Raw genomic sequence first — 22,016 nt, 5'->3', positions numbered from 1 at the left:
CCATGACATCGGCCGGCGGGCAGCCATGACACAGACCGGGGAACGCCGCCGCCCGGCCGAACCCGGTCGGCGTCCGCGCGGCGAACGGGTCAAGCGGACTCCACGGGCCGAGCGGACACAACGGCTGAAGGAGCGGCGCGGCAGGCGGTCCGTGCACGACCGCCACCGCACAGCCCGTCCTGCCCGGCACAAGGAGATGCGGCGGCGCTGGGTCGCAGTGCTTTCGCTGCTGACCATCGCCGCTCTCGTCTACCTGCTGTGGTTCAGCTCGATGCTGGGCGTGCGGCAGGTGGACGTCGCCGGGGCGAATTCCGTGCCCGCGGAACAGATCCGTGCCACGGCGGCGGTGCCGGACCAGAAACCGATGCTGCGCGTGGACACCGACGAGATCCGGGACCGGGTGGCGCAGATGCCCGGTATCGCCACCGTCGACGTCTCCCGGTCCTGGCCGGGCACCCTCGAGATCACCGTGACCGAACGCGCCGCGATCGCCTTCTTCGACAGCGGCCCCGGCGGCGACGGTGTGCACCTCGTCGACGGCGCGGCGGTCGTGTTCAAGACGGTCAAGGAACGGCCCGCGGGACTGCCCGAGCTCAAGCTGCCGTCGGTGTCGGCCGACGACCCGGTGACCCGTGCGGTGACAGGCGTCCTCGGCGTCATCCCGCAGCAGCTGCTCAAACAGGTCACCACCGCGACGGCGAAGACGCCCGGCAGCGTCGAGTTCACGCTGGCCGACGGGAAAACCGTGCGGTGGGGGACCTCGGCGGACACCGAACGCAAGGCGAAGGTCCTGGCCGCGCTGCTCACGCGCGAGGGCAAGGTCTTCGACGTCTCGGCGCCGGATCTGCCCACCGTCTCCTGAACCGCGCTCAGCGGGCGACGAGCGCTTCGATGCCGTCCAGCATGCGCTCGAGCCCGAACGTGAAGGCCTCGTCGGCGGCTTCGCAGGTCTCCGCCTCGTAGCCGCCGCTTTCCCACAGTCGCGTCATCGCCGGATGCCGCTTGACGTCGAAGTACTTCTCCCAGAACACCGACCGCTGCCCCCACCAGGCGTCGGTCGTCTGCCCGGTCTGCTGCTCGACCTGCGCCGTCTCGGCGAACAGGGTCGCGTTCGCCTGGACGTAGATCTCGATGCTGTTCGCGGCGGCCGCCGCCTTGCGCGGGGGCAGCCCGATGTCCGACACGGCCGCGATCAGGTACTCCTGGCCCGCCATCAGCCCCGGCCCGAGCACCGGTCGCACCATCGACGTCGAGCGCAGCCACGGATGCGCCCGGAACACGGCCAGCGTGCGTTCGGCGTAGAGCCGCACCTGCTCGCGCCAGCCGTCGGGCCGCGGGGCGCCGGGGCCGGGGAGGTCGCGTTCGGCGAGCACCGAGTCCACCATGAGGTCGAGCAGTTCCGTCTTGCCGGGGACGTAGGTGTAGAGCGTCATCGTGCCGGCGCCGAGCTCCTTGGCGATCTGGCTCATCGACACGGTCGCCTCGCCCGCGCCGTCGGCGAGCGCGACGGCGGTGGCGATCACCTGGTCGAGGGTCAGTTTCGGCTTCCGCCCCCTGGTCGGCTGCCGGGTCTCGCCGCTGTCACGCCACAACAGTTCGAGGCTGCGCTCGAAGTCCATCCACACTCCACTCGGCCGTGAAACTGGATTCTACATTCTCGTATGAGGTACGGTTAAAGCATTACCGTAGGACGTACGAAAAGGAGTGGGGAATCGTGACGATCCTGGTGACCGGTGCGACCGGAAGCGTCGGCAGGCTGCTGGTCAACGAACTGGTGAAGGCCGGGGCGCCGGTGCGGGCGCTGACCGTCAACCCGGTGAAGGCGGCGCTCCCGGAGCAGGTGGAGGTCGCCAAGGGCTATCTGGGCAAGCCGGAGACCCTGCCGGAAGCCCTCGAAGGCATCGAGACCGTGTACCTGGCGCCTCTGGCGGACACGGTCGACGACTTCGTGAAGCTGGCGAAGGAGGCAGGGGTGCGCCGGGTGGTGGCGCTGTCGGGCAGCAACGCCGACGACCCGGTGGAGAACTCGAGCGGTGTGGCGTACGCGATCATCGAGAAGGCGGTCCGGGAGGCGGAGTTCGACTGGACGTTCCTGCGGCCGGGCGCGTTCATGAACAACACCCTCGGCTGGGCGGAGACGATCAAGGCCGAGCGGGTGGTCCGCGACGCCTACGCCGAAGCGACGATGACGCCGATCGACCTCGCGGACATCGCCGCCGTCGCGGCGCACGTCCTCCTGACCGAGGGGCACGTCGGCAAGAAGCACACGTTGAGCGGCCCGACGGCGATCAGTCAGCGTGAACAGGTCGCCGCCATCTCGGCCGCGCTCGGCGAGAAGGTGACCTTTCAGGAGCTCACCCGTGAAGAGGCGGAGAAGCAGTGGGCCGGCGCCGGGATCCCGGCGGAGATCGCGGAGTGGCTCCTCGACGGCTTCGCGTACTTCACCGAGAACCCCGACAAGCCGACGGGTGTCGTCCAGGAGCTCACTGGACGGCCCGGTGTCACCTATGCGGAATGGGCCGTGGCGAACGTCGAAGCGTTCCGCTGAGCCATCACCCGGAACTCACGTGCTTGAGGACGTAACTCACGTGCTTGGAGGCGGAACTCCTGTGTTCCGGCTTCAAGCACGCGAGTCACGGCCAGGGACACGCGAGATACGTCAGCGAGCCCGGCGGGGGAGGCGGGTCGGCAGCGGCGCACCGCGTCGCGGCTGGTCCGCCGTCGCTTGAGCGGGCGGTGGCGACGGCGGTGACGTGCGTTTCGGCTGGGGAAGTGGAGGCGGCGCCTGTGACTCGCGGGGCCAGGCGGGGGTGATCATCGCCTGCGCCCCGACCCGGCGGAACGGCAGCCCGTGCGCCTCCCGCGCGGGCAGGCCGGGCCAGATCTCGCTCGCCTCCTTGGCGGCGTCGCGGATCGCGGTGCCGTCGAGCGGGGTGCGCGTCTCCTCGATGTCGCGGTCGAGCCACTGGACGATGAACTCCAGCGGCCCGTCGGGCGGCAGCGGCCACAGGAAGATCTCGTGGTCGACGTGGAACGACGTGCCGCCCAGCCCCTGCGCGCGCAGTACCGGCTGATCCGGTTTGGCGGCGGACGGCACGGAGATGGTCTCCGAACTGGCCCGGCGGCCGTCGGGGAACAGCACCCCGACCAGCAGCGCGTTGTAGTCCGGGACCCGTCGATGGTCGATCAGGCCTTCGCCGGGCTCGTCCAGCAAGAGATCCCGCGCGTACACCGACAGCTGGAAGGTCACCGACTCCGGCCACACCTCGATGCCGCGCAGCGCCACGATGGTCCGTTCGGCGCGGCCCAGCGGCATCGACCAGGGCAGGATCGCCGGGACGATGTACTCGTGCGGCGATTCCACCCACGGGCGGCCGTTGTAGCCGAACAGCTCCTGCTCCGGCACCGGGAAGAGAGGGCGGCCGCGGGGGCTGTCCGTGAAGAAGCTCATCGTGGACCGGGTGCGACCGGACGCGAGGTGAACCTGTCCGACCTGCCGCTCACGTCGTCAACGACCACCATGCGGTTCACGGTATCCGATGACCGCGCCGGTACTGAACGGTTTCACCGCACCTTTCGCGTCACCCGAAGACCCTGAGCCGCACTTTCGTGCCCTTCGGCACCTTGGCGCCCGGCTGCGGATCCTGCTGCACGACGAAGTCGAAACCACCGTTTCCGCCGCCGTGGCCATTGCCGTTTCCGTGACCCTCACGGTCGGCGTCCAGCCCCGCCTGGCGCAGGATCTGGACCGCCTCTTCCCACCGCTTGAAGGTCACATTCGGTACTTCGACGGCGTTCGAAACGAATACGCCGATCCGGCGGTTGCTCGCCTTGCCGCCGCCCTTCGGGTCGGTGCGGATCACCTGCCCGGCGACGAACTGGTCCGAGAACTCCTCGCCTGCCTGGAACGGCTGGAACCCGGCCTGCTGCAGGATCTGGAAGGCGGCGTCCTTGGCCTGGCCCGTGACGTCCGGGACCGGCGGCAGCGGCTCGGGGCCCTTCGACAGGATGAGCGTGACCTGCCCGCCGATGTTCAGCTGCGAACCGGGGCTCGGGTCGACGCGGATCACCTTGCCCTTGGCGACGTCGCTGTACTCCTGCTCGCCCTGGGCCGGGGTCAGCTGCGCGGCCTTGATCGCCGTCTCCGCGTCCTGCTGGCTCGTGCCGGCCTGGATGTCCGGCACGATCGGGCGGCCCTTCGACAGCACGACGTTGACCGTGGCGCCCGGCGCGAGCGACGTGCCCGCCGCGGGGTCGGACCGGATCACCGTGTGCTGCGCGGCGGTGTCGCTGTACTCCTCGGTGTAGGCGGGGGTCAGCTTCGCCGACCGGAGCGCGTCACCGGCGGCGGCCTGGTTCATCCCGGCCAGCTTCGGCACCGACGACGACGTCGGGCCGGTGTCGTTGAGGATGAAGGCGAACGCGCCGATCAGGCCGCCGAGGATCACCACGGCGGCCGCGATCATCAGGTAGAGGCGCTTGCGCGACCCCGGCTTCTCGTCGTCCGCGGGTGGTTTGGGACGCGGTGGAGAGGTCCGGGGCGGCTGGGCGGCGAAGTGGGGCTCCCGCTGCATCGCCTGCGTTCCGCGCGGTCCGGTGACCGGCATGGTCGCTTCGGCGACCGGCGTCAGCACCGTCGTCGCCGCGGTCGGGCTCGCCGCCGGGACGGCCGGGATGCCGGGGGTGGTGCGCTCGGCGTCGGTCTCCCGGTCGGCGTCCGCGGGCAGCGGCACGGGTACCGGGACCGGCGGGACACCGAGGGCGGTGCGCAGGTGGTTCAGTTCGGCGAGGAACGCCGAGGCGTCGGCCGGGCGCTGGCCGGGATCGCGCCTGGTGGCGCGCAGGATCAGCTCGTCCAGCATCGGCGGGATGTCCGGGCGCAGTTCGCTCGGGCGCGGGACGTCGTCGTTGACGTGCCGGTACGCCACCGAGATCGCGGTGTCGCCGGTGTAGGGCGCGCGTCCGGTGAGCATTTCGTACAGCAGGATCCCGGCCGAGTAGACGTCGCCGCTGGACGTGGTCGCGCCGGTGGAGACCTGTTCGGGCGAGACGTAGGCGACGGTGCCGAGGATGACGCTCGAACTCGTGGTGCCCGCGCTCGCGACCGCGCGGACCAGGCCGAAGTCGCCCACCTTGACCACGCCGCCCGAAAGCGCCGTGCCGCCGCGGCCGATGAGCACGTTCTCCGGTTTGACGTCGCGGTGCACCAGTCCGGCGGCGTGCGCCGCGGCGAGCGCGGACAGCACCGGTTCGGCGATGCTCAGCGCGAGCGCGACGTCCAGCGGGCCGCGTTCGGTGAGCAGTTCGCGCAGGGTCCCGCCGTCGACGAGTTCCATCACCAGGAACGCGCGGCCGGACTCCTCGCCGCCGGGGGTGTCGAAGCCCTGGTCGTGCACCGCCACCACGTGCGGGTGGTGCAGCCGGGCCGCCGAGCGGGCCTCCCGTTCGAAGCGCTCGACGAACGAGCGGTCGTCGGCGAACCGCGGGTCCATGATCTTGATGGCGACCTGGCGGTCCAGGCGGGTGTCGACGCCGCGGTACACCGACGACATCCCACCGCGTGCGAGCAGCTTGTCCACCCGGTAGCGGCCCTCGAGCAGAGTGCCCACCAACGTGGGATCCGTGCGTGTCACGGCTATGGATCGTACGGAAGTACCCATGTTCTGGTGTACGGGACCTGGCTCGCCGAGGATCACGATTTCCGGCAATTCGTCGAAACGGTGGTATGCGTGACCAGTCGGACACGTTCCGTCATGGCCGGGTCGTCACCCAAGCGTACTAACGGAGCGGAAGACGGAATGTGGCACAGTGTCACCTGTGAGTGGTATTCCCGTCGCCGACGACGTTCTCGATGCAGATGTGGCCGTTCTCCCGATCACGGAGGTCGCGACCGCGCTGAACGTTTCGGCCAACAAGGTCCGCCAGATGTTGCGCGACGGTCACCTGATCGCCGTCCGGCGCAAGGGCGACCTGTACGTCCCGGCCGCGTTCCTGGTGAAGGACGGCGTGGTCAAGGGCCTGGCGGGCACGATCACCGTGCTCGCGGATTCCGGCTTCAGCCGGACGGAGATGTTGCGCTGGCTCTTCGCCGAGGACGACACGCTGCCGGGGGCCACCCCGGTCAACGCGCTGCGCACCAGCCACGGCACCGAGGTCAAGCGGCGCGCTCAGGCGATGGCGTTCTAGTCCGCCCGGACGGTTTGACCAGTACATACGTCGCAGCCGCGAGCAGCTGACAACCCGCCGCGGCACTCAAGGCGGCGGTTACGGAGAGTGCGCTCAGCGGTCCTGCTGCCGCCGCTCCCGTCGCGAGTCCGGTGATCTTCACGCTCGCAGCCGTCGTGAAAACCTGAGCCCGGACGTCCGCGGGCGCTTCGCGATGCCGGATGGCGAAAAGCGCCGAAAGTTGTGGTCCCTCGGCGAAACCGGCGAGTACGGCCGCGGCCAGCAGGGTCACCGCGTCGTCGCCGGTCGCCGCGAGCAGAAAACTCGCGCCCAGCAGGACGGTGGTGACGAGCACGGTGCTGTCCGGCGGTGGTGGTTTGCGGGCCAGTACGGCGTTCGCGATCAGTGACGCGGCGGCCAGCACGGTGAGCAGGAGCGCGCCGAAACCCGGATTCCCCAGCCGCTGGGCGCCGAGCAGCGGATAGCAGACCAAGGCGACCCCGATCCCGACGAAGGACACCGTGGACGTCGCGGTGGCCCTCAGCAGCGAGCGGTTGCGGAAGAGGACCGCGAACCCGTCGGCGAGCCGGCGAAGGATCGGTTTCGCGGGCTTCGCTTCGACGGCGGGCAGCGACCAGGCCGCCGGGAACGCCACCGCGACCAGCGTGATCGCGACGGCGACCGCGGCCGGAGCGCCGGCGTACGCGGCCACGAGCCCGGCGAGTCCCGGCCCGGCGAGGCTCGCGGCGGTGAACGTCATCGCGTCCAGCGCGCTCGCCCTCGCCAGCGGTGTCCCGCCGCGGACATTCGGCAGCTGCGCCGTCCATCCGCCCGCCAAGGCGGGGTTGAGCAGCCCGGCCGCGACGGCCACCGCGATCGCGGCCGGGACTTCGACGAGGGCGAGCACCGCCCCGAGCCCGCCCGCGTAGGCCAGCAACGCCCACGCCAGCAGCCGACCCGGCCGGGGACTGCGGTCGAGCAGCGCGCCGAGCAGCGGCCCGCCCGCCGCGGCCGAGATCGTCAGGCCCGCGAGCAGTGCGGACCCGGTGGCTGCCGAGCCGTCGACGCTGAGCCCCAGCAAGAGCAACGCGGGTCCGGACAGCTCGTCGCCGGTCCTGGCGACCGTCGCGCCGGTCAAGTAGACGGCTAGCCTGTAACGGCTTCTCATAATCAAGACGTTACAGTGGGGTATGACTTCGGCGCAGCAGGATTTCCTACCCGGCCGTTCGGCGCGCGCGGGGGCGCAGCGGGCGGTCGACCTGCTGGCGGTCCTGCTCGTTCCGGAGCCCTCGGTTTCTGCGGTCCGGTCCGTGCTGGAGGCGCACGGCGAGACCTCTGTCGAGCTGGGGCCTTCGGATGTCGCTTCGTTGCGTGAAGCGGCTTCGGAGCTGCGTGAGGTCTTCGCGGCGCGGGACGCCGCGGAGGCGGCCGGGGTGCTGAACCGGCTGCTGGCCCGCTACGCGCACGCGCCGCGGCTGACCGACCACGACGCCGGGTTCGGCTGGCATCTGCACGTGGACGCCGCCGACGACGGACCGTGGGGCGCGTGGCTGGTGACGTCGTCCGCGCTGGTGCTGGCGGTCCTGCTGGCGGACCGTCAGGCGCCGCCGGGTGGGCTGTGTGCAGCTTCGGGCTGTGGGAAACCCTTCGCGCACTTGGGCGGAGGGAGCCCGCGCCGGTACTGCTCGACTCGGTGCGCCACTCGGGAGCGGGTCGCGGCGCACCGCCGGAAACGCTCGTGAGGGCGAGCAGAGCCAAGCGTGTCGTCCAGCCAGTCACGCCTGTCGTCCATTCAGCCGCACTGTCCGTGAAGGCCTCCTTCCCTACCTTGAGAGTAGGGAAGGAGGCCTTCACGGACTTTCGCCTCGCCCCAGAGCTCAGCCCTGCTTGTCCCGCCAAGCGATCCAGGACCGCAGCTTGTCGAGGTTGTAGTCCGGCCCGCCGGTCGCCACGGTGAACAGTGAGACACCGTGCTCCAGCAGCTTCGGACCCAGCTCCTCCGGCTCGCCTTCGACGGCGACCGAACGCTCGATCTCCTTCGGGTCCCGGCCGACGTCGGCGCAGTGCTGGTCGAGGATCTTCACCTTGCGCTCCACAACCTCCGGGTCGCCGAAGCCGTGCCAGATGTCGGCGTGCTTCGCGACCAGGCGCAGCGTCTTCTTCTCGCCGCCGCCACCGATCAGCACCGGGATGTCGCGGACCGGCTGCGGGTTCAGCTTGCCGAGCCTGCTCTCGATGCGCGGGAGCGCCTCGGCGAGGTTGTCGAGCCGCCCGCCGGCGGTGCCGAACTCGTAGCCGTACTCGTCGTAGTCCTTCTCGAACCAGCCGGAGCCGATGCCGAGGATCAGCCGTCCGTCGGAGATGTTGTCGACGGTGCGGGCCATGTCGGCGAGCAGTTCCGGGTTGCGGTAGCTGTTGCACGTCACCAGCGCGCCGATCTCGACCCGTGACGTGGACTCCGCCCAGGCGCCCAGCATGGTCCAGCACTCGTAGTGCAGGCCCTCGGGCTCGCCGTAGAGCGGGTAGAAGTGGTCCCAGTTGAAGACGATGTCCACGCCGAGGTCTTCGGCCTCCGAAGCCGCCCGGCGGATCGCCTTGTACTCGGCGTGCTGAGGCTGCAGCTGGACGCCGATCCGGATCTTCCTGTTCGAAGCAGAGGTCATGACCGAACCTTAAGCCTGGAGTTGCTCCACGTGCTCGCCAGCAGCCTCGGCAGGGCGACAGCCGCGCGACGACGGCGAGGGACGACGGCGCGGGTGTTCAGCACGTCGTAACCGAGGGCCGCGATCTCGTCGAGGATGCCTTCGTACAGCGTGAGCGCGGTCCGCACGCAGTCACGGGATTCCGGGCGCAGCAACGGGATCCCCGCTTCGGCGCGGCGGTACACCGCCCGGTTGCGCGCCACCGCGACGGCGAGCGCGCGCCGCACTCGCCGGTCCGGCAGCCCGCGCGCACGGGACCATTCGAGCAGTTCGCGGTCGACGCCGAACGCGGCCAGTTCACCGGTGGGCAGATACAGCCTTCCCCGGTCGAGGTCCTCGCCGACGTCGCGGAGGAAGTTGGTCAGCTGGAACGCCTCACCGAGCGCGGCCGCACCGGGCATCGCCTCCTCGACCGGTACCACGGTGCCGAAGACCGGCAGCATCTGCAGGCCGATCACCTCGGCCGAACCGTGGATGTACTCCTTGAGGTCGGCGTAGGTCGCGTACTCGGTGACCTTGAGGTCCATCGCCATGGACCACAGGAACGCGTCGAACAGTTCGCGGTCCAGGTCGTGGCGCCGCACCGTGTCGGCGAGCGCGGCCAGCACCGGATCGGCGGGTGTGCCGCCGTCGAAGACCTGCCCGACCATGACGGCGACGTCGTCCAGCGCGACGGCGGGATCGGTGCCGGGCGCGGGGTTGTCGACCACTTCGTCCGCCATCCGCGCGAAGCCGTACAGCGCGTGCGCGAACGGCCGCGTCCTGGCAGGCAGCAGACGGGTCGCGAGGAAGAACGTGCGGCCGTGGTGCGCGTTGATGCGGCGGCATTCGGTGTACGCGGCCCGCAACGCCGGTGCGGTGATACCCGCGGCGTCGAGTTCGCTCATCGGCCGGTGACCCTTCCCGCGGCGAGCCTGCCGGAGATCACCACCGGCGGGATGCCGACGCCCGGTGTCGTCCCGCAGCCCGCCAGTACGACGTTGTCCGCCGCCCGCACCAGGTTCCCCGGCCGGAACGGGCCGGTCTGGGCGAAGGTGTGCGCGAGCGAGAACGGGGTGCCCGCGGTGAGCCCGCGTTCCGCCCAGCCTGCCGGGGTGATCGTCTCGTCGACGGTGAAGCCGCCCGCGAAGCCGGCGAGACCGCGGTTTTCCAGTGTGCGCAGGAGTTCCGTGCGATACGCGGGCCCGACCCGGCCCCAGTCGATCTTGCCGCGGCGCAGGTTCGGTGCCGGGGCCAGCACCGAGATCACCTGGTCGCCGCCGGGGGCGAGGCCTGGTTCGGTCGCGGTCGGCCGGGTCACCAGCAGCGACGGATCGCTCATCAGCCTGCCCTCGTGGATGATCTCCGAGAACGTCTTCTCCCAGGCCTGACCGAAGAAGATGGTGTGGTGGCCCAGTTCCGGCCACGATTTCGGCGCGTGCCCGTGCAGCACGACGGCCGACGGCGAGTACCGCAGCGGCAGCGGACGACGCGGGCGTGCTCCGAGCAGCCGGTACGCGGTTCCGAGTTCGGTCGCGAGAACCACGGTGTCGCAAGGGATCCGCTCGCCCGAGCGGGTCCGTACCGCGCGCACCCGCGAGGAAACCCTTTCCAGCCAAGCGGCTTCGGTGCCGAAGCGCACCTCCGCGCCCGCGCGCTCGGCGGCGTTCGCCATCGACCGCGCGATCTCGCCCATCCCGCCCGACGGGTAGTAGACCCCGCCGACGGTGTCCATATAGGAGATGACGCCGTACGCGCCGATCGCGCGTGCCGGGTCGAGCCCCGCGTAGAGCGCCTGGAAGGAGAACAGGCGCCGCACCCGGTCGTCGTGCAGGAAACCGCCGATCTTCGGGCCGAGCCGCCCGAATCCGCCCAGCGCGGCCAGTTTCGCCAGTTCCGGGCGCACGAGATCGAACGGCGAGTCGAAGTTCGCGCCGATGAACTGATCCTTCTGCACCGCGTACAGCTCGGTCAGCCAGCGCCGCAGCCGCCGGTAGCCCTCGGCTTCGGCCGGACCGGCGGCCGCGCGGATCTCGGCCTCCATCGCCGCCGCCTCGGTGTGCACGGCGATCGTGCTGCCGTCGGCGAACCTCGCGCGGTACGCCGGGTCGAGCCGTGTCAGCGTCAGGTTGTCCGCCAGGGATTCGCCGACCGCCGAGAACGCCTCGTCGAGCAGTTCCGGCATGGTCAGCACGCTGGCGCCGGTGTCGACGGTGTTGCCGCCGAAATCCGCCTGACCGGCCCGGCCGCCGGGAGTCTTGTCCTGCTCCAGCAGGGTCACGCGGCGTCCGGCGCCGAGCAGATGCAGCGTCGCCGACAGCCCGGCGAGCCCGCCACCGATCACCACCACGTGGTCACTCGGACCGGTGACGGTGCGCATCAGTACGTCCGCTGGGTCGCCTTGACGACCAGCCCGGTCAGCGCGGCGGGAGCGGGCTCGGCCAGGTGGGCGCGGTCCAGCGCCGCCATCGCGGACTCGGTGAGCTCGTCGATGCGGCGTTCCACCGCGTCGACGGCGCCGACGTCCTGCAGTGCCTCGCGAACGGTCTCGACGGCGTCTTCGGACAGGTGCGCGTCGCCGATGGCGTCGGAAATGACCTTGGACGCGGCGTTCTTGCCCTGTTCGGCCGCGCGCTGGAGACCCAGCGCGACCAGCAGCGTCCGCTTGCCTTCGCGCAGGTCGTCGCCCGCGGGCTTGCCGGTGACCGACGGGTCGCCGAACACGCCGAGCAGGTCGTCCCGCAGCTGGAACGCCACGCCGACCTCGTCGCCGAACTCGCGCAGCGTCGCGATCAGGGCGTCGTCGGCGCCACCGAGCGCGGCACCGAGGTGCAGCGGGCGCATCACGGTGTACGCGGCCGTCTTGAGCTTGCAGATGTGCAGCGCGGCCTCGGGGGAGGCGTCGCCGGTGGCCTGGGTGCGGACGTCGAGGTACTGCCCGGCGAGCACCTCGGTGCGCATCGCGCGCCACGCGGGCCGCGCCGCCGCGAGGGCCGCGGGCGGGAGCGGGGCCTCGCCGAACATGTCGTCGGCCCAGGCCAGCGCGAGGTCGCCGACCAGGACGGCGGTCGCGAGCCCGAACGTGCTCGGCGAACCCAGCCAGCCGCTGTCGGCGTGCAGTTTGGCGCCCGCGATGTGCACCGTCGGGGAACCGCGGCGCGAATCGGAAGAGTCGATGAGGTCGTCGTGGATCAGCGCGCACGCCTGGATCAGCTCCAGGCTCGCCACCGCCTGCAGCACGCCTTCGACGTCCGGCCCCGACGGATCGCCGCCCGCGCCGCGCCAGCCCCACCAGGCGAACGTCGGGCGCAGCCGTTTGCCGCCGCCCAGCACGAACCCGGCCAGCGCGTCGATCCCGACGCCCACGGTCGGTTCGGTGCGGCGGATTTCGGCACCGGCGCGCTCGAGGAACCCGGCCAGCGCCCGCTCGACGTGGGCGGGCAGATCGGCGTCGTAGGCGGACGTGTCCATGAGCACATCCTCCGGGAAGGACACCGCCGTGACCCAGTCGGGTGCCTTCGAATGTGGCGAAACAGACGTCAGCCACGGCCCTTGTCGTAGTGCCGCTTCGCCCGCGCCCGGTTTCCGCAGTCCGACGAACTGCACCAGCGCCGCGACCTGTTACGCGTGTGGTCGGTGAAGATCCAGCCGCACCCCGGCCCCTCGCATTCCCGGATCCGTTCGAGGTCTCCGGAGCGAAGCAGGTCCTCGGCCGCCAGCGCGAGAAAGTGCGGCAGCGCGGCGCCGTCGGACAAGGGCACGGTCCACCGCAGCGGGAAGGACGGTGCGAGTTCGGCGTGCCGGTACGCCGAGAGCAGTGGCTTTCGCAGCGGTGTGACGTCCGGCGGAGCCGACACGAGCACGCGGTAGAGCGTCTCGCGGAAGGACTTCACCGCCTCCAGGACGGCCTCGGAGATCTCGATCCGTTCGGTGCCCGCGCCGACCAGGACGACCCACTCGGACAGCCTTTCCGGACTCGAAAGCCGGTCGTCCCGCCTGACCGGATCACGCCGCCAGGAAACGGTGTTGACCAGGTCCAACGGCACACTCCCGCCGATGCTGTCGTACCCGTCCCAGTGGCCGTCCATGGATCCTCCTAATGGTCAAAATCAGTTTAGCTTGTTAGGGTCGGGGGCATGACAACGCTCCGGCGGCACTATCTGGCCGGCGCCCGCGTCGGGCTCGGGCTGGGTGTCGCGACCTTCGTCCTCGGCGTCACCTTCGGCGCCTACAGTCAGACTCTGGGCTGGGGGATCGCGGCCCCGATCGTCGCTTCGATCGTCGTGTTCTCCGGCTCGGCCCAGTTCGCGATGGCCACCGCGCTCGCGGGCGGCGGCAACCTCGCCGTCGCGGTCGGCGCCGCGGCCCTGATCAACGCCCGGTTCCTGCCGATGGGCGCCGCCGTCGCCGCGGACCTGCGCGGCGGGCGGCTGCGCCGGGCGTGGGAGGGCCAGGCCGTCGTCGACGGTTCGTGGGTGGCCGCTCATCTCGGTGAAGGGCGCTTCGACCGCGAGAAACTCATCGGCTGCACGCTCGTCCAGCTGCCCGCATGGGTGCTGGGCACGGTGCTCGGGGTGCTGGCCGCGCCACCGCCGGACGTCGTCGCGCGGTTCGGGCTCGACGTCGTGTTCCCCGGCTTCTTCCTGGTCCTGCTCATCGACGAACTGCGCCGTTCGCGCCAGGCGGTCCGGACCGCGGCCCTCGCCGCCTGCCTCGCCGGGGTCCTGGTGCTGTTCGTCCCGGTCGGGCTCGCGCTGATCGGTGCCTCGGCCGCCGCGCTGCTGGGCCTGGGGGTGCGGCGATGACGCTCTGGCTCGCCATCGTCCTGGTGGCGCTGGTCAGTATCGGGTTCAAGGCGGTGGGCCCGGTCCTGCTCGGCGACCGGGAAATGCCGCCGCGCGTGGCAGGCGTGATCGCGCTGCTCGCGCCCGCGCTGCTGGCCGGTCTCGTGCTCACCGAGGTGACCGGCCCGGCCTGGTCCGGGGTCGACTGGACGCTCTGCGCGGGACTGGCCGCGATCGCGGTGACCTACGTGCTACGCGTCCCGGTGCTCGCCGCGATCCTCTGCGGCGTCGTCGTCACGGCCTTGCTGCGGTTCCTGGTCTAGCTCCAGAACGGGCCGCTCAGCCCGGCCTGGGTGAAGTACGCGGCCGCGGCGGCCGGGTCCCGGCGGGTGTAACCGTGCTCGAGCCTGCCGTCGTACCAGCCGGCCGCCAGCCGCCACAAGGTCGCCAGATCCATGACGTAACCCTTGTCCTGCCCCGTTTCCGTGAGCCATTCGTCCACACAGGACTCACCGCAGAACAGCCGCTGGTTGCCGCAGGTGTGCACGACGTCGTCCCACATCCGCGCCGCCGGGACCAGGAAATGCGCGACCAGCCCGCTCTTCGGCGGGGCCTGGTCGTTCACCATCAGGGCCTGCGGTTCGCCGCAACCCCGGCAGCGCGTGGACACCAGCACCTCGGGTTCGGCCTTGACCAGATGCGGGATCGCGAACGCGTCCCACGCGCAGCCGCCCCACCACAGCGTCCGCTCACCCATCACGGAGAACCCCAGCGGGATCGCCGCGAACGGGTGAGCCATCACGACGTGCTCGCAGTCGTCGAGCACCAGGTGCCGCTGCTCCGCGAGCCGGTGCAGCGCCTGTTTCGCCACCGCGAGCGATCCGTGGGCGGCGTCGGCCAGTTCCGGCGCCGTCGGCGGCCTCCCGTGCTCCGCGAACGCGCGGTAGACCGCGACGCGGACGTCCTCGTCCCAGCTGGTGTCGTTTTCGGCGCTCATGACGGCTCCTTGTGCTCGCCCCCGAGTCTCCCCAGGCGGGCGCCACTCGGCAACCGCTCGTGAGCGGCTGAAGCGGCACGCCCATAGCCTGAGAGGGGGCTCCCAGCAAGCGGACTTTCCCCCTTAACATGAGCGGTATGACGTCCGTGGTCGAGCGGTTGCAGGGTGATGGTCCCGTGTTCTCCATCGAGTTCTTCCCGCCTCGCGACACGGCGGACGAGGCCGTGCTGTGGAAGTCGATCCGGGAACTCGAGCCACTGGACCCGGCGTACATGTCGATCACCTACGGCGCCGGCGGCTCCAGCCGGGACGGCACGATCCGCAGCATCGCCCGCGTCGCCACCGAAACCACGCTGGTGCCGATGGCGCACCTCACCGCGGTGAACCACTCGGTCGCGGAACTGCGCAACGTCATCGGCTGGTACGCCGCCGTCGGCGTGCGGAACATCCTCGCGCTGCGGGGCGACCCGCCTGGCGACGTCTACGGCGACTGGGTCCCGCATCCGAACGGGCTCAACTACGCCGAGGAACTCGTCGAACTGGTGCGTTCCCTCGGCGACTTCTGCGTCGGCGTCTCGGCCTTCCCGTACGGCCACCCGAGGTCGGCGAACCTCGAAGCCGACACCGAGTACCTGGTGCGCAAGCTCCGCGCGGGCGCGGATTTCGCGATCGCGCAGCTGTTCTTCGAACCGGAAGACTTCCTCCGCCTGCGGGACCGGGTGGCGGCCACCGGCTGCGAGGCGCTGGTCATCCCCGGCATCATGCCGCTGACCACGCTGCGGACGCTGCACACGTCGATCAAGCTGTCCGGCGCGCCCGCCCCGCGGCGGCTGCTGGACCGGCTCGAACCGCTGGCCGATGACCCGAAGGCCTTCCGCGCGGCGGGAATCGACGCGGTCACCGAACTGTGCGAACGGCTCATCGCCGAAGGCGTCCCCGACCTGCACTTCTACACGTTCAACCGGTCCAAGGCCACGCGTGAGGTGGTCAGCAGGCTCGGCCTGGTCCCGGCTCGCGCGTAACTCCGTACCGAAGGCGCCCGCGGTCCGGGTAGCGTTCGCCGCATGGCTTCAACCGCGCAAAGTGTGCACCAGATCTGTGACCGGTACGTCGACGAGATCGCGGCGGCGGACCCCGTCGAGGCGACGATCCTCGGGGTCGCCGGGTACGACGATCAGCTGACCGACTTCTCGCCCGCCGGGCACGCGGCGCGGGCCGCGATCGCCGCCCGCGCGCTCGCCGACATCGAGGCGGCCGAACCCGCCGACGACGCGGAGCGCGCGGCCAAGGCGGTGTTCGCCGAGCGGATCGGGCTGGTGCTGGAGATCCACGAGGCGGGCCTCGACCTTTCGTCGCTGAACGTGATCGAGAGCCCGGCGCAGAACCTGCGGATGGTCTTCGACCTCATGCCCGCCGAGACCGAGTCGGACTGGGCGACGATCGCCGTCCGGATGGCGAAGCTTCCCGAGGCGCTGGGTCAGCTGAGGGCGGGGCTGCTCGCCGGTGCCGACGCGGGTCACGTCTCCGCGTTGCGCCAGGTCCGCAAGGTCGCGGAGCAGGCGGAGACCTGGGCCGGGCTCAAGGAGGACACCGGGTACTTCACCACGCTGGTCTCGGGGGCGAAGGACGTCAGCGACAGCCTTCGCACCGAACTCGGCCACGCCGCCACCATCGCGCAGGAGGCGTACGCCGAGTTCGCCGGTTTCCTCCGGGCCGAACTCGCCCCGCTGGCGCCGGTCAAGGACGCCGTCGGCGCCGAGGTGTACAAGCTGTGGTCACGGATGTTCACCGGGGCCACCCTCGACCTGGACGAGGCCTACGCCTGGGGCTGGGCCGAATTCACCCGCATCGAAACGGAGATGCGCGAGGTCGCCGGCCGGATCAAACCCGGCGCCACCCTCGCCGAGGCGGCCGCCGTCCTCGACGCCGACCCCAAGTACGTCGTCCGCGGCCGGGCGGAATTCCAGGCCTGGATGCAGAACCTGTCCGACAACGCGCTGAAGCTGCTGCGCGGCAAGCACTTCGACATCTCCGACCGGGTGATGGAGCTGGAGTGCAAGATCGCCCCGCCCGGCGGCACCGTCGGCGCGTACTACACCGGCCCGAACGAGGACTTCTCGCGGCCCGGCCGCATGTGGTGGTCGCTGCCGCAGGGCCGGGACGAGTTCACCACCTGGCGCGAGGTCAGCACCGTCTACCACGAGGGCGCGCCGGGCCATCACCTGCAGATCGCGACCGCGGTCGACCAGTCGGGCTCGCTCAACAAGTACCAGCGGATGCTGGCGTTCACCTCCGGGCACGCCGAGGGCTGGGCGCTGTACTCCGAGCGGCTGATGGAGGACCTCGGGTTCCTGTCCGACGACGGTGAACTGCTGGGCATGCTGTCCGAGCAGCTGTTCCGTGCCGCGCGCGTGATCGTCGACATCGGCATGCACCTGGAGCTGGAGATCCCGGCGGGCACCGGTTTCCACGAGGGCGAGCGGTGGACGCCCGAACTGGGCCTGGAGTTCATGCTCACCAGGACCGTCACCGACCCGGCCCACGTGCACGACGAGATCGACCGCTACCTGGGCTGGCCAGGGCAGGCGCCGTCGTACAAGCTCGGCGAACGCCTCTGGCTCACCGCACGCGACGAGGTCCGTGCCCGGCAGGGCGACGCCTTCGACATCAAGCAGTTCCACACGCGGGCCCTGGCGCTCGGCGGGATGGGCTTGGACACCCTCCGCGAAATGCTCGCGTCCCTGGACTGAAGTCCTCGTATGTCCGTGAAGGCCTCCTTGAGGGACTCAGAGTCCCTCAAGGAGGCCTTCACGGACTTCGGGCGGTATGTTCCCCTCGTGCACCGGATCTTTCTCGTCACCCCACCCCCCGCCTCCTGAGCGGGGTGTCTCCGGCCGCGCGGCGTTCCAGCCGCCCGGCCGATCCGTGCTGCACTGAAGCACCCCGCGTCGTCGACGTCCCTTCCGACCGACACAGACGCAGGAGCGTTTCCCCATGTCCGTTGCCGTACCCACGCGCGCCCGATCGTCGGCCGCGCTCGTCCTCGCCGGTGTCCTCTGGGGGACCGGCGGCCTCGCCGGATCCCTGCTCGCCTCCCGCGCGGGACTCCATCCGCTGAGCGTCGCCGCGTACCGGCTGCTCATCGGCGGCGTGATCGCCACCGGCTACCTCTGGCTCACCGGCGGCCTCCGCGGCCTTCCCCGTACTTCGGAGGTCCGCCGCCGTCTGCTGACGGTCGGCGGCCTGTTCGCGCTCTTCCAGACCAGCTATTTCGCCGCGGTCTCGCTGAGTTCCGTGAGCGTCGCGACCATGACCACCATCGGCAGCGCGCCCGTCCTGCTCGCCGTCGCGACGGCCGCCAAAACCCGCCGCCTGCCCGGAGCGCGGACGGCGGTGTCCCTGGCCGGGTCCCTTGTCGGACTCGCGTTGCTGCAAGGGACACCGGGGGAGAAGGTCAACGTCGCCGGAGTGTTCTTCGCGCTCCTCGCCGCGGCCGGATTCGCCGCGCTGACCCTGGTGACCGCGAACCGTGTCGAGGGCCTGGATCCCTTGCCCACCACGGCTTTCGGCTGCCTGATCGGCGGTGCCGCGCTCATTCCCGCCGCGTGGTGGTTCGGGATGGCCGTGCCGCTGCAGGCCGACGTGCTCGCGCTCGTCCTCTACTTCGGTGTCGTGCCCACGGCGCTGGCGTACGCGGCGTACTTTCGCGGTCTCGAAGGCGCGCATCCCGTGCTCGCGGCGCTGTCCGCCCTGCTCGAACCGTTGACGGCCGCGCTGCTGTCCACGGTCGTGCTGGGGGAACGGCTCGGCGCCGTGGGGTGGTGCGGCGCGGCGGTGCTCATCGCCGCGCTCGCCGTCGCCTACTCCAAACCCTAGAGGGGCAGTGTCCGGCCGAGGATCGCGAACGCGCGGGGATCCCCGGCGAAGTGGTAGTCCCGCAGCACATCGACGAATCCGACGCGCCGGTACAGGTTCCAGGCCCGGCTGGTGCCTTCCGGCGTGGAAAGGAGGACGTGGGCGCTGGGCACGCCGTCGAGCAGCCGTCGCAGGAGGTCCTCGCCGATCCGTTTCCCCTGGCTTCCGGGGCTGACGTGGATCTCGGTGAGCTCGAAGTAGTCGGACATCCAGTGCTCGGCGGCGGCCTGGCCGTCACGCCGGGTCAGGCCGTGGCGGACCTGCTCGTGCCACCACTGGCCGCCGCGGCCCTTGTAGCCGTAGGCGAGCCCGAGCAGGACACCGTCCGCGTCGAGCGCGGCCATGCAACGCCAGCCTTCGCGCAGCGCGTGCGTGAGCCACATCGGGGCGCGTTGTTCCGCCGTGCCCTCGGGGTAGCGCATGGCGTCGACGTAGATGGTCAGCGCCTCGGGGAGCCGGGCGCGGAACTCGTCCGCGGACAGCTGGACGTAACGAGTGCATTCCGAGGACATCGCGGTCACGGGCGCCCATCCTGCCCGTCGCCCGCGACGTCCGCGGGAGTGCCCCCGGTCAGCGCGACGAGGCCGTCGAACGTCGTGGGGTACACCGACTTCGGATGCCCGGCGGCGGCCCAGACGACGTCGTGAGCGCGTAACGCGGTGTCGACGAGAGTGGTCAACGCCTTCGGGTGACCGACCGGGGCGACGCCGCCGATGGGCTGCCCGGTGTGCGCGCGCACGAAATCCGCGTCCGCCTTGCCTATCTTGTCGGCGCCGGTCAGTGAAGCCAGTAGCCCGGTGTCGGCCCGGTGCGCGCCGGAAGTCAACACGAGCAGGGCCGTGTCCGTGTCGCCGGTGCGGCTGCGGAACACGAGGCTGTTCGCGATCGCGCCGACCTCGACACCGAGCGCTTCGGCGGCCTGCACGGCCGTGCGGACTTCGGCGGGGAGGATCCGGATCCCGTCGGCGGCGGCCTGCTGGCCCGCCTCGGCGAGTGCGGTCGCGACCTTCGCCACCGAGGGATGACCGGACTGGTCGATGGTGCTCATGAGCCTATGAGATCACGTGGCCGATCCCGTGTCCCGCACCACATGCGGCGATCACCCGGCTACGGGGTTGAAGAAATGGGCTGTTCGGGGTTACATTGGACTCGTTCGAACAGACGTTCGACATTCGGTGAGCGCGCACCGGTAGGTGCCCGGCGCGGGGGCGGGGGAAGCGCCTCGGCGCCGGGCACCGGCCGGCGCTCACGTACAGGAGGAGGGTCGTCATGTCCGTTTCGGTCGTGTCCCCCGACGAAGCCGAGAGGCCGGGGGGCACCGCGCAGCCCGCCCTGCCGATGTCGTTGCGCCCGCCGGCACCACCCGCGGCGGTCTCCTTGTACGCGCAGGCGAGGCGGGGGCTCGCCGAGGCAGAGCGGGAGGACGATCCCGCGGAGCGGTTCATCGGGGCCTATCTCGCCGCGCTGCGGGGCGCCGCGGCGGTCCTGGAGGCCCGCGGCCGGCCGCACCGGGGCCGTGCCCGGCCGGCGAGCGGCTGGGTGCTGCTCGACTCCGTCGCCCCCGAACTGAAGGAGTGGGCGGCGTTCTTCGCGGCCAACTCGGCGACACGGGCCGCCGCGCAGGCGGGCATCACCGGGAAGGTCACCGTCGAGATGGCGGACGAGCTGGTGCGGGCCGCCACCGTGTTCCTGGAACTGGTGCGACGGGTGGTGCACGGGCTGCCGATGGGTGATTCGGCGTATGTCGCCTGAGCCACCGCAGAGAGGGGGTGCCCGATGGCCGGGCAGGCCATGATCGACCAGAGCAGATTCCTGGAGGTGATCGGCGCCGAAACCGAGCTGATGGCTCAGGTGGCGCATACCGCGTCCGCCGACGCGCCGGTCCCGACCTGCCCAGGCTGGACGCTCGGCGAAGTGCTCAGGCACGTCGGCAGCGTGTACCGGGTCACCCGCCGCTGGATCACCGACGGACGCCGTCCCGAGCACTGGCAGCGCAAACCGGGGCCGCAGCAGACCCTGGAGGAGTACTTCCGCGAGGGCCGGGACGAACTGGTCGCCGAACTGTCCGCGCACGATCCGGACGAACTGGCGCCGACCTGGTGGCCGGCGGACCGCAGCTACGGGTTCTGGCGGCGGCGGATGGCGCACGAGGCGACGATCCACCGGATCGACGCGGAGAACGCGGCCGGACGGGAGGTGTCGGAGATCCCCGAAGACGTGGCGCTCGACGGCATCGACGAGGCGCTGGTGCTCTGGTTCGGCCAGCGGCTGCCGTTGCTGGGACTGTCCGGCACCAAGACCGGATCGGTCGGCGTGCGGACCGCGGGCCACACCTGGATCGCCAGAGCGGGGCCCACGGAAACGGTCGCCTGGCGATGCTCGGCCGAGGAGGCCCAGCGCGCGGACGATCTGATCACCGGGCAGCCGGACAAGATCTACCGCTGGCTCTGGGGCCGGGCGGGTCCGACGGCGGTGACGGTCAGCGGAGACCAGGACATGGCGGGACAACTCTGGGCCCTTTTGCGGCTCGCGACCCGATGACCGGTCGGTGGGGAAGCCAAACCGGTCAGCGCCAGTCGGCGGAGCTGAAGATGTGCCAGAGAAGTGACCGAACACGTGAACCCGCCCCGGCCGAAGGCCCCGCTATCGCGGTGGCAGGGCGCCCTGCTCGCTCAGCGTGACGTGCTTGACCGGCGAGCGCCCTGCCGACGTCGATCGCGGACGCGGGTTCACCTAAACGAACAAAAGTGTCGGTGGTGCCGTCTAGGTTCACCGGGGTGACAGCACGTCTGGTGAACCTGGTCTTCGACTCGGCCCTTCCCAGAGATCTGGCGGGTTTCTGGGAAGGGCTGTTCAGCTGGGACGCCCCGTTCGAACCGGCCTTCCGCTCCGAGCCGGGGGCCAAACAGGGCAAGAACCGGCTGCACCTGGATCTGGCGAGCCGATCGCCGGAACACCAGGCCGAGCTGGTGGACCGTGCGCTGTCCCTCGGCGCACGGCACACCGACGTCGGCCAGGGCCCGCCGGAGGAGAAACGGGTGCCGTGGGTGGTGCTGGCGGATCCCGAGGGCAACGAGTTCTGCGTCCTCGAGCCCCGCGAGCAGTACGCGGGCACCGGTGCGATCGCGTCGGTCGTCATCGACGCTCTCGACCCGGAGCGGCTCGCGCGGTTCTGGTCGGCCGCGCTGGGCTGGGAGATCGGCCTCCGGGAAGCGACGATCGTGGGCCTGCGGCCGCCGGACGGCCGCGGTCCGTGGGTCGAGTTCCTCGCCACGAGCGAGGAGAAACGGCGCCGGAACCGGCTGCGGTTCGAGATCGCGCCGCGTCGAGGCGGCAGCCGGGCGGCCGAGGTCCGGCGTCTGCGGGCGCTGGGCGCGACAGGGCAGAACGCCGAGGCGATGGCTGATCCGGAGGGCAACGAGTTCGGCGTGCTCACGCCCCGCTGAGTTGTTTCGTCCGGGTTGCGCCGCGGCA

General features: G+C 70.9%; 24 protein-coding genes. 12 read left to right on the top strand and 12 right to left on the bottom strand.

The features are described from left to right. Window positions 1-25 precede the first annotated feature (25 nt). Window positions 26-862: a cell division protein FtsQ/DivIB gene (locus AMYAL_RS0143920; RefSeq protein WP_026467958.1), complete on the top strand. Its 837-nt coding sequence runs from the start codon at window positions 26-28 to the stop codon at window positions 860-862. Window positions 863-869: 7 nt separating this feature from the next. Here the strand turns inward: AMYAL_RS0143920 and AMYAL_RS0143915 are convergent, their stop codons facing one another. Further along, entirely contained in the window at window positions 870-1,619 is a 750-nt protein-coding gene (locus tag AMYAL_RS0143915; RefSeq protein ID WP_026467957.1) for a TetR/AcrR family transcriptional regulator, read from the bottom strand. Window positions 1,620-1,714: 95 nt separating this feature from the next. Here AMYAL_RS0143915 and AMYAL_RS0143910 point away from each other — a divergent pair, with 95 nt between their 5' ends. Continuing rightward, a complete protein-coding gene (locus AMYAL_RS0143910; protein WP_020637674.1) occupies window positions 1,715-2,548 on the top strand; it encodes an NAD(P)H-binding protein in 834 nt (277 codons plus the stop codon). Between the two features lie 111 nt (window positions 2,549-2,659). Here the strand turns inward: AMYAL_RS0143910 and AMYAL_RS0143905 are convergent, their stop codons facing one another. Together AMYAL_RS0143905 and AMYAL_RS0143900 are read right to left on the bottom strand one after the other, a co-directional pair. Continuing rightward, window positions 2,660-3,451, bottom strand: coding sequence for a hypothetical protein (locus AMYAL_RS0143905; RefSeq protein ID WP_020637673.1), 792 nt, complete (start codon window positions 3,449-3,451; stop codon window positions 2,660-2,662). Window positions 3,452-3,581: 130 nt separating this feature from the next. Continuing rightward, the gene (locus tag AMYAL_RS0143900; RefSeq protein WP_020637672.1) at window positions 3,582-5,633 is read right to left on the bottom strand and encodes a Stk1 family PASTA domain-containing Ser/Thr kinase; all 2,052 of its coding nucleotides are present in this window, start codon (window positions 5,631-5,633) and stop codon (window positions 3,582-3,584) included. Window positions 5,634-5,817: 184 nt separating this feature from the next. Between AMYAL_RS0143900 and AMYAL_RS0143895 the strand changes: the two genes are divergently transcribed. After that, window positions 5,818-6,186, top strand: a complete 369-nt coding sequence (locus AMYAL_RS0143895; protein WP_020637671.1) for an Rv2175c family DNA-binding protein — start codon at window positions 5,818-5,820, stop codon at window positions 6,184-6,186. On the opposite strand, the gene AMYAL_RS0143890 is transcribed toward AMYAL_RS0143895, so the two are convergent. Next, window positions 6,155-7,333, bottom strand: a complete 1,179-nt coding sequence (locus AMYAL_RS0143890; RefSeq protein WP_026467956.1) for an MFS transporter — start codon at window positions 7,331-7,333, stop codon at window positions 6,155-6,157. The genes AMYAL_RS0143895 and AMYAL_RS0143890 overlap by 32 nt on opposite strands. A 22-nt stretch (window positions 7,334-7,355) precedes the next feature. On the opposite strand from AMYAL_RS0143890, the gene AMYAL_RS0143885 reads away from it, so the two are divergent. Beyond that, window positions 7,356-7,907, top strand: a complete 552-nt coding sequence (locus tag AMYAL_RS0143885; protein ID WP_020637669.1) for a CGNR zinc finger domain-containing protein — start codon at window positions 7,356-7,358, stop codon at window positions 7,905-7,907. A gap of 135 nt (window positions 7,908-8,042) precedes the next feature. Here AMYAL_RS0143885 and AMYAL_RS0143880 read toward each other — a convergent pair whose 3' ends face one another. From AMYAL_RS0143880 to AMYAL_RS0143860, 5 genes are all read right to left on the bottom strand, one after another. Then, a complete protein-coding gene (locus AMYAL_RS0143880; RefSeq protein ID WP_020637668.1) occupies window positions 8,043-8,828 on the bottom strand; it encodes an LLM class F420-dependent oxidoreductase in 786 nt (261 codons plus the stop codon). Beyond that, on the bottom strand, window positions 8,825-9,754 hold the full coding sequence (locus tag AMYAL_RS0143875; RefSeq protein WP_020637667.1) for a phytoene/squalene synthase family protein: 930 nt from the start codon (window positions 9,752-9,754) through the stop codon (window positions 8,825-8,827). Before AMYAL_RS0143875 ends, AMYAL_RS0143880 begins: the two co-directional genes overlap by 4 nt. Continuing rightward, the gene (gene crtI / locus AMYAL_RS0143870; RefSeq protein ID WP_020637666.1) at window positions 9,751-11,226 is read right to left on the bottom strand and encodes a phytoene desaturase family protein; all 1,476 of its coding nucleotides are present in this window, start codon (window positions 11,224-11,226) and stop codon (window positions 9,751-9,753) included. Before crtI ends, AMYAL_RS0143875 begins: the two co-directional genes overlap by 4 nt. Beyond that, complete coding sequence (locus AMYAL_RS0143865) at window positions 11,226-12,317, bottom strand: polyprenyl synthetase family protein (protein WP_020637665.1); 1,092 nt, start codon at window positions 12,315-12,317, stop codon at window positions 11,226-11,228. Before AMYAL_RS0143865 ends, crtI begins: the two co-directional genes overlap by 1 nt. A gap of 68 nt (window positions 12,318-12,385) precedes the next feature. Beyond that, window positions 12,386-12,934 (bottom strand): CGNR zinc finger domain-containing protein, encoded by a 549-nt coding sequence (locus AMYAL_RS0143860; protein ID WP_020637664.1) that lies wholly within the window; start codon window positions 12,932-12,934, stop codon window positions 12,386-12,388. 48 nt (window positions 12,935-12,982) lie between these two features. On the opposite strand from AMYAL_RS0143860, the gene AMYAL_RS0143855 reads away from it, so the two are divergent. Both AMYAL_RS0143855 and AMYAL_RS0143850 read left to right on the top strand, forming a co-directional pair. Further along, complete coding sequence (locus tag AMYAL_RS0143855) at window positions 12,983-13,651, top strand: AzlC family ABC transporter permease (RefSeq protein WP_020637663.1); 669 nt, start codon at window positions 12,983-12,985, stop codon at window positions 13,649-13,651. Beyond that, the gene (locus AMYAL_RS0143850; protein WP_020637662.1) at window positions 13,648-13,953 is read left to right on the top strand and encodes an AzlD domain-containing protein; all 306 of its coding nucleotides are present in this window, start codon (window positions 13,648-13,650) and stop codon (window positions 13,951-13,953) included. The genes AMYAL_RS0143855 and AMYAL_RS0143850 overlap by 4 nt, the downstream gene beginning before the upstream one ends. Here AMYAL_RS0143850 and merB read toward each other — a convergent pair. Then, window positions 13,950-14,627, bottom strand: coding sequence for an organomercurial lyase (gene merB / locus AMYAL_RS0143845; RefSeq protein ID WP_020637661.1), 678 nt, complete (start codon window positions 14,625-14,627; stop codon window positions 13,950-13,952). The two genes, AMYAL_RS0143850 and merB, sit on opposite strands and share 4 nt — an antisense overlap. 137 nt (window positions 14,628-14,764) lie before the next feature. Between merB and metF the strand changes: the two genes are divergently transcribed. The 3 genes from metF to AMYAL_RS0143825 all read left to right on the top strand — a co-directional run bounded on the left by metF (window position 14,765) and on the right by AMYAL_RS0143825 (window position 18,503). Continuing rightward, window positions 14,765-15,649, top strand: coding sequence for a methylenetetrahydrofolate reductase [NAD(P)H] (gene metF / locus AMYAL_RS0143840; RefSeq protein ID WP_026467955.1), 885 nt, complete (start codon window positions 14,765-14,767; stop codon window positions 15,647-15,649). A 42-nt stretch (window positions 15,650-15,691) separates the two neighbouring features. Further along, a complete protein-coding gene (locus AMYAL_RS0143835) occupies window positions 15,692-17,377 on the top strand; it encodes a DUF885 domain-containing protein (RefSeq protein WP_039794998.1) in 1,686 nt (561 codons plus the stop codon). 244 nt (window positions 17,378-17,621) lie between these two features. Further along, window positions 17,622-18,503 carry a DMT family transporter gene (locus tag AMYAL_RS0143825; RefSeq protein ID WP_020637657.1) on the top strand — a complete coding sequence of 294 codons (882 nt, stop codon included), beginning with the start codon at window positions 17,622-17,624 and terminating at the stop codon, window positions 18,501-18,503. Here AMYAL_RS0143825 and AMYAL_RS0143820 read toward each other — a convergent pair. Both AMYAL_RS0143820 and AMYAL_RS0143815 read right to left on the bottom strand, forming a co-directional pair. Beyond that, window positions 18,500-19,063: a GNAT family N-acetyltransferase gene (locus AMYAL_RS0143820; RefSeq protein ID WP_020637656.1), complete on the bottom strand. Its 564-nt coding sequence runs from the start codon at window positions 19,061-19,063 to the stop codon at window positions 18,500-18,502. The genes AMYAL_RS0143825 and AMYAL_RS0143820 overlap by 4 nt on opposite strands. Further along, a complete protein-coding gene (locus AMYAL_RS0143815; protein ID WP_020637655.1) occupies window positions 19,060-19,590 on the bottom strand; it encodes a YbaK/EbsC family protein in 531 nt (176 codons plus the stop codon). Before AMYAL_RS0143815 ends, AMYAL_RS0143820 begins: the two co-directional genes overlap by 4 nt. Window positions 19,591-19,811: 221 nt before the next feature. Between AMYAL_RS0143815 and AMYAL_RS0143810 the strand changes: the two genes are divergently transcribed. From AMYAL_RS0143810 to AMYAL_RS0143800, 3 genes are all read left to right on the top strand, one after another. Further along, complete coding sequence (locus AMYAL_RS0143810; protein WP_020637654.1) at window positions 19,812-20,294, top strand: SAV_6107 family HEPN domain-containing protein; 483 nt, start codon at window positions 19,812-19,814, stop codon at window positions 20,292-20,294. Window positions 20,295-20,318: 24 nt separating this feature from the next. Beyond that, window positions 20,319-21,083 carry a maleylpyruvate isomerase family mycothiol-dependent enzyme gene (locus AMYAL_RS0143805; protein WP_020637653.1) on the top strand — a complete coding sequence of 255 codons (765 nt, stop codon included), beginning with the start codon at window positions 20,319-20,321 and terminating at the stop codon, window positions 21,081-21,083. A 236-nt stretch (window positions 21,084-21,319) separates the two neighbouring features. Then, complete coding sequence (locus AMYAL_RS0143800) at window positions 21,320-21,988, top strand: VOC family protein (RefSeq protein ID WP_026467954.1); 669 nt, start codon at window positions 21,320-21,322, stop codon at window positions 21,986-21,988. Window positions 21,989-22,016 lie beyond the last annotated feature (28 nt).

The sequence above is a fragment of the Amycolatopsis alba DSM 44262 genome, assembly GCF_000384215.1.
Classification (GTDB): domain Bacteria; phylum Actinomycetota; class Actinomycetes; order Mycobacteriales; family Pseudonocardiaceae; genus Amycolatopsis; species Amycolatopsis alba.
This window is presented reverse-complemented; position numbering and strand designations above follow the sequence as displayed.